Raw genomic sequence first — 6,013 nt, forward strand, 5'->3', positions numbered from 1 at the left:
GAAGTGACACCTGTCGCGGTGATCTCCGATCCGGATCGCACCATGAAAGTAGGCATCTCCAGCCCGCATCTGATTGCGGCAGCCGCCATCTGCGACCCGGAACTGACGATGACATGCCCCCCGGGACTGACGGCGATCGCGGGCGCAGACGCGCTGACACATGCGATCGAGGCTTTTACCGCCGTCAGGCGCGGAACTGACCCCAACCTGCCGCAACAGCATGTCTTCATCGGCAAGAGCGCGCTGACCGATCATTTTGCGCTGCTCGCGATCAAGCTGCTTGGCCGCAGTCTCGAGAAGGCATACCGCGACCCCGCCGACGAGGACGCTCGGGCCGAAGTGATGATGGGCGCGCTTGCAGCCGGCTGCGCGTTCGGTACGGCCGGAACAGCGGCGGCGCACGCGGTGCAATATCCGATCGGAGCCGTTACCCACACCGCGCATGGGCTGGGTGTCGCCACCATGTTGCCGTATGTCATGAAGTACAACCGGGTCGCCGCGGCCGCCGAGATGACCGAGATCGGCCTTGCCCTTGGTCTCGACGGGAGGGACCGGAGTACCGGTGAGATGGCCGACGCGGCGATCGACGAGATCGGCCGGCTGTTTGGAGCGATCGGGATCACGCCTACGCTGGCCAAGCTCGGACTTCCCGCCGACAAGCTCGATTGGACGGCCGAACAGGCGCTCGGCATTGACCGTCTCATCAAGAACAATCCGCGTCCATTCGATCTGGCAGCCATGCGGGCCCTGATCCAGGCTGCCTATGATGGCGACCTCGCCACCTACGTCGTGTGAGCAATAGAGGAGCAGGCCATGAACATATCTCATCAGGTGCTGGAGGACGAGCAGGACACTGCCGACTTCCATAGATTTTCCCACGGCTTGTATATCGGTGGCCAATGGAGGCAATCCGCCGACAGCAGGGAAATCCAGGTCGTGGACCCTTCCACCGAGGCAGTGATCGCCGCCGTTCCCGATGCGACGATCGAAGATGCCGCGGCGGCCGTGGAGGCTGCGGCCAAGGCCGCCGATGGCTGGCGCACAACGGCACCCCGCAAGCGTTCCGAAATCCTCAGACGTTGCTTCGAGCTGATGACGCAACGTTCCGAGACGCTCGCAACCCTGATCTCGCTGGAAAACGGCAAGGCACTCAGGGACGCGCGTGGCGAGATCGCCTATGCTGCGGAATTCTTTCGCTGGAATGCCGAGGAAGCCGTTCGCATCACCGGTGAATTCGGAATGGCGCCTTCCGGCACGAACCGGATCGTGGTCGACTACGAGCCCATCGGCATCTGCATCCTTGTCACACCCTGGAACTTCCCTGCCGCCATGGCGACGCGCAAGATCGCGCCCGCCTTGGCTGCCGGATGCACCGTAATTTTGAAGCCAGCCAGCGAGACCCCGCTCACGGCCTACGCGCTTGCCGCGCTCTACCAGGAAGCAGGCGTTCCGCCAGGTCTGGTGAACGTTCTGACAACCTCCAATCCCGGCCCTGTGACGGCCGCGCTGCTGGCCGATCCGCGGGTGCGGAAACTCTCCTTTACCGGCTCGACGGGTGTAGGGCGCGTTCTGCTGGCCGAGGCCGCAAAGCACGTGGTTTCGTGTTCGATGGAACTTGGCGGCAATGCGCCATTCCTTGTGTTCGATGACGCGGACCTTGACGCGGCGGTCGATGGGGCGATGGTGGCGAAGATGCGCAACGCCGGCGAAGCTTGCACGGCTGCAAACCGCATCTATGTCCAGTCCGGCGTTTACGATGCCTTTGGCGAATGCCTCGCCAGGCGGATGTCGGCACTCAAGATCGGAGCTGGTACGGACGCAGCCACGGAGTGCGGGCCGATGATCACCAGGAAGGCCGTCGACAAGATCGACCGTCTGGTCAACGATGCTGTCACCCGTGGCGCGCGGGTGCTGTGCGGGGGCAAGGCAGGCTCGGGAACAGGATACTATTATCCGCCGACCGTGCTCTGCGACGTCCCGGCCGAGGCGGAGATGGCGCACGAGGAAATTTTTGGGCCGGTGGCGCCGATCTCGAGATTCGAAACGGAAGCCGACGTCATCGCGCGCGCCAACGACACCGAATACGGTCTTGCCGCCTACATCTACACGCGCGATCTTGCGCGTGGAATGCGGGTGGCATCCAAGATCGAAGCCGGGATGATCGCTCTCAACCGCGGCTTGATGTCCGATCCGGCAGCACCCTTCGGCGGCGTGAAGCAGAGCGGCCTTGGCCGCGAGGGCGGCCAGCATCACGGTATTGCCGAGTTCATGGAGGCGAAATACCTCGCCATCAGCATCTGAGCGGAGGAAGAGTGCAAAGCGATCCGTTTCGCATCCGCGACCACGTCGCGGATTTTGACAAAATCGTGCAGGACATCGTTCACCGCAGCGAGGCCGTTCGCGCAACCATTCCAATGACAGCCGACGTTGCCTATGGGCCGGATCAGACCGAAACCATCGACCTGTTCTTTCCCTCGGGCAAAAGAAGCGGCCTGCCGGTGCACATGTTTATCCATGGCGGCTACTGGAGAATGTTCTCCAAGCGCGACTACTCATACGTGGCGACGACGATTACCCAGGCCGGTGCGATTGCCGCCATCGTCGACTATGCTCTGATGCCCAAGGTCAGAATGGCTACGATCGTCGACCAGGTGCGCCGCGCCAAGCAGTGGGTTCTGGCCCATATCGCCGACCACGGCGGAAACCCGGCAGAGCTGACTGTCAGCGGCCATTCGGCTGGAGCACATCTTTCTACGTTTCTGTTCAACAGCGAGAATACCCCATCGAATGTGCGGGCAGTCCTTCTGCTCGGCGGGCTCTACGATTTGAAACCGCTCCAGAACTCCTTTCTCGCCAACGAGATTGGAATCACCGATGAGGAAGTCGCCATGTTTACACCTCTTGCCTATCGGCATGATCCTCAAACCAGGGCGACGGTTCTGGTCGGAGCCAATGAGACGCCGCCTTTCCATCAGCAAGCAGATCGATTCAAAGAGAACCTGCTGCAGCAGGGTTCGCCGGCAACGTCGCTTGTTCTCACGAACCGCAACCACATGGACAGTGTCAGAGATCTCGGCATGCCCCAGAGCCAGGCGGGTGATTGCCTGACGAAACTGATTGCCAACGACCGCCGCTAACCCTCCCAGCAGACATGCCGGCCATCACCACGGCGGCTTTACCGCAATGCCGTCTGCTGAACGCCTCAGCGAGGGAAAAGAACCTCACCCATTCCAAGCACCGCGTTGTCACCGCCATATTTCTGCGGCGCCTTGCCCAGAAGCGGCCGTTTCAAAAAACCCTCGGCGATCAGATGGCGATCGACGATGGCGGCGAAGACACTCTCTGGCGCGCCGCATTCGACGAAGCTCGGCGACAGGCTTTTCGGCGCGCGATCGAGAAGGATCGAACCGCGACGCATCAGATAGCCGGGCATCTCGCCGGTGCCGCCGGCCACCACCAGCGTGCCGGCGATCATGCGGCTGCCGGCATGGTCGCCTGAGCCTTTCAGCACCGCGATCAGGCCGCGCCGCATGCGGTCGGCGGAAAAAGCGCCGGCTTTGCCCCTGACGATCAGCACGCCGCCATTCATGCCGGCCAGTTCCCCGGCGAGCGGCGCCCCAAGGTGATCACCGGCGTTGCCTGTAATTTCAAGCCTGCCGCCGCGCATGCCGGAGCCGGCATGCGGACCGGCATTGCCTTCGACCGTGAGTTTGCCGCCGCGCATGGCACGCCCGGCCTGGGCGCCGGCATTACCGACGACGCGAACCGAACCGCCCCGCATGCCTTCCGCCACGCGGTCGAGGCGCGCGCTTCCACCTTCGAACACGATGTCCAGCGGATCGTTGCCGGCGACGCGAAAGATATCGCCGACCTTCGATCCATGCTTCGACATGCCGATCTGGACTTTTTCGATATCGCGCCTTTCCATCCCGGCAAGCCGCTCCGGCGTCAGCGGCGACAGGTCAAGGCGCTCGGGCGGCTCGGCGACAAGGGTGAAGGTCAGCGCCTTCATGGCAGCATATCCTTCAGCGAATAGATGAACTTGCCGAGCTTGCCGCCGTAATTGCCGGCGCTTATGCGAACCGCGCCTCGCTTCGGCCCAAGCTCGATGACGGCCTTGATGCCGGCCTTCATCGCGGCGGCAACGGCTTCGTTGGTCTCGCCGTCGATGACGATTTCCAGGACGGCGTTGATGTCGGGACCGAGCTCACTTCTGACGACACCGCGCAGTGTCGGCGCGTAGGCTTCGTTGGCCGAGGCGATCATGCCCTTGTATTTACCACCGATCTTGGAACCCGAACGGGCGATGCCGCCCGGAAACGGCACGATCGCGCCAGGCACCAGGCCTATCGCGGCAACGGCGGCCTCGGCAGCAACCAAGGCCTTGGCGCTGCTTTCAGCCATGACAAAGAAATTACCGCCGCCGACGGCACCCTTCGTCAGCCCGGTCGTTGCTTCGCACAGGAATTCGCCATCCATGACGGGAATGCGCCAAAAATGCCTGCCGCCGATTTTCTTGGAGATCTGCCAGCCGTCGCCGAAATAGCGCAGCGCCGAACCGAGCTTCAACTCGGCGCTGCCCTCCAGTCCGGCGAAGCAGGCCGAACCCGGCGAGGTCAAGACACACTGGCCGACGCGATTGAGCAGTTGTTTCTGCAGCTCGTCTGTTCCCATCGCGAAAATCATCACGCGGCAGCCGGGCCGGCCATCCGGTGTGGCCGATGGCGGCAGTTCGATATCGATTGCCGCTTCGCAGCCGCAGCCGATCACCGAGGTGGCAAAGCCGGTCATCGTGATCGCCGCCTGGCGCGCCCATTTCCGGTTCGGCGCGGTGATGATGATGGCGGTCGCGCGCATGCCGAAGGCCTCGGCAAAGGTATCGTCGATCGTTATGCCATGTACGCTCAGATTCGGCATGCAACCTCGCCGAACGGCTGTTCGCGCGCTATCGCGGAATCCGGGAAATTGAACCAGTCCAGCGACAGGCCGTAACGCTGCTGGTGATAGTCCTCCAGCCGCCGCACCATCGCCTTGTCCGGCGACGGATTGAGCCTGAGCGCCTTGCCCCAACGGTAATGGGTGATCTCCCCATCTTGCACGACGAGAGCGCCATCCTTGAAGACATACGCCGCCTGCCCCAGCATTTTCGCAATATTCTCGTCCCTGCGGTAGACAGCGATGTCGGCTGTGACGCCGACGCCGAGATGGCCCCGATCCGTCAGCCCGAGCAGCTTGGCTGGGGCCGCGCGCGTCATGATGGCAATTTCCTCGAACGTGTATTCACGGTCGATTGCGGCCAGGGTGGACAGCGCCATGGCGGATTTTGGAAGTTCGGCAATCATTTCGGCGCGCGCTTCCCGGCTCATCAGCAGCTCGAACAGAGCCGGGTAGACGGTAAAGGGCGCGCCATTGGGATGATCGGTGGTGAAGAAGACACGCCACGGATCGTCGATCAGGAGAAAAAGCTCGAGCCCGATCGCCCACTGCATCGTGCCATAGAAATCCTTGCCATAGCTGTAGGGCACGATGCCGCCGCCATTGCCGTCCCCATCATGAATGACGGATTTCTTCGGGTGGGCACTGCCACGCGCCGAAAACTGCCGCATGACGTCGGAGGAGACAGTGACCGTCTGGCCGAACATTACCTGGCCGATGTCGATGGTGACCTCCGGCGTCGCGTTGACCAATTCGGCTAGACGCGCCGCGGCCGAGGAAAACCTGCGCTTGCCTTCGGTGCCGTAGCCGTAGAACTGGAGATGCGCGAGGTGCAGCGGCAGTCCTTCCGCCGCCGCGATCGTCGCGGCCGCCGTATCCGCCGATCCGGGGCTGCCCAGATTGTTGCAATGGACATGCAGAGGATGCGGGACGCCGAGACTGTCGACGGCCGCCTGCAGCGTCTTGACGATCTTGCGCGAGCTGACGCCATAGGAAGGCACGACGTCGTCCAGCGAGAAGGTGCGGACGTTTTCCTTGAAGGCGGCCGCCGCACCGGCGTTGATCACCTTGACCCCAA

6 protein-coding genes are annotated in these 6,013 nt (G+C 62.8%); 3 read left to right on the forward strand and 3 right to left on the reverse strand.

The window, feature by feature from the left end; all coding sequences use genetic code 11:
• The 3 genes from EOA86_RS18595 to EOA86_RS38700 form a co-directional block, all read left to right on the forward strand.
• Positions 1 to 795 (forward strand): iron-containing alcohol dehydrogenase (locus tag EOA86_RS18595; RefSeq protein ID WP_128343005.1); only part of this gene is annotated, 795 nt, incomplete at its 5' end.
• 18 nt (positions 796 to 813) lie between these two features.
• A complete protein-coding gene (locus EOA86_RS38695; RefSeq protein WP_164891819.1) occupies positions 814 to 2,301 on the forward strand; it encodes an NAD-dependent succinate-semialdehyde dehydrogenase in 1,488 nt (495 codons plus the stop codon).
• An 11-nt stretch (positions 2,302 to 2,312) separates the two neighbouring features.
• Positions 2,313 to 3,137, forward strand: coding sequence for an alpha/beta hydrolase (locus EOA86_RS38700; protein ID WP_164891820.1), 825 nt, complete (start codon positions 2,313 to 2,315; stop codon positions 3,135 to 3,137).
• A 65-nt stretch (positions 3,138 to 3,202) separates the two neighbouring features.
• On the opposite strand, the gene EOA86_RS18605 is transcribed toward EOA86_RS38700, so the two are convergent.
• The 3 genes from EOA86_RS18605 to EOA86_RS18615 all read right to left on the reverse strand — a co-directional run.
• Positions 3,203 to 4,012 carry a formylmethanofuran dehydrogenase subunit C gene (locus tag EOA86_RS18605; protein WP_065009303.1) on the reverse strand — a complete coding sequence of 270 codons (810 nt, stop codon included), beginning with the start codon at positions 4,010 to 4,012 and terminating at the stop codon, positions 3,203 to 3,205.
• Entirely contained in the window at positions 4,009 to 4,917 is a 909-nt protein-coding gene (gene fhcD / locus EOA86_RS18610; protein WP_128343007.1) for a formylmethanofuran--tetrahydromethanopterin N-formyltransferase, read from the reverse strand. Before fhcD ends, EOA86_RS18605 begins: the two co-directional genes overlap by 4 nt.
• Positions 4,905 to 6,013: formylmethanofuran dehydrogenase subunit A (locus tag EOA86_RS18615; protein WP_128343009.1), on the reverse strand; the 1,109-nt coding region annotated here is incomplete at its 5' end. The genes EOA86_RS18615 and fhcD, both read right to left, overlap by 13 nt.

It is taken from the genome of Mesorhizobium sp. M5C.F.Ca.IN.020.32.2.1 (genome assembly GCF_004023105.1).
GTDB classification, from domain to species: domain Bacteria; phylum Pseudomonadota; class Alphaproteobacteria; order Rhizobiales; family Rhizobiaceae; genus Mesorhizobium; species Mesorhizobium wenxiniae.

Bases quoted from the DNA above. Each gene is read 5' to 3' on its own strand.
- EOA86_RS38695 (WP_164891819.1), top strand. From the start codon at position 814: ATGAACATATCTCATCAGGTGCTGGAGGACGAGCAGGACACTGCCGAC.
- EOA86_RS18605 (WP_065009303.1), bottom strand. From the start codon at position 4,012: ATGAAGGCGCTGACCTTCACCCTTGTCGCCGAGCCGCCCGAGCGCCTT.
- fhcD (WP_128343007.1), bottom strand. From the start codon at position 4,917: ATGCCGAATCTGAGCGTACATGGCATAACGATCGACGATACCTTTGCC.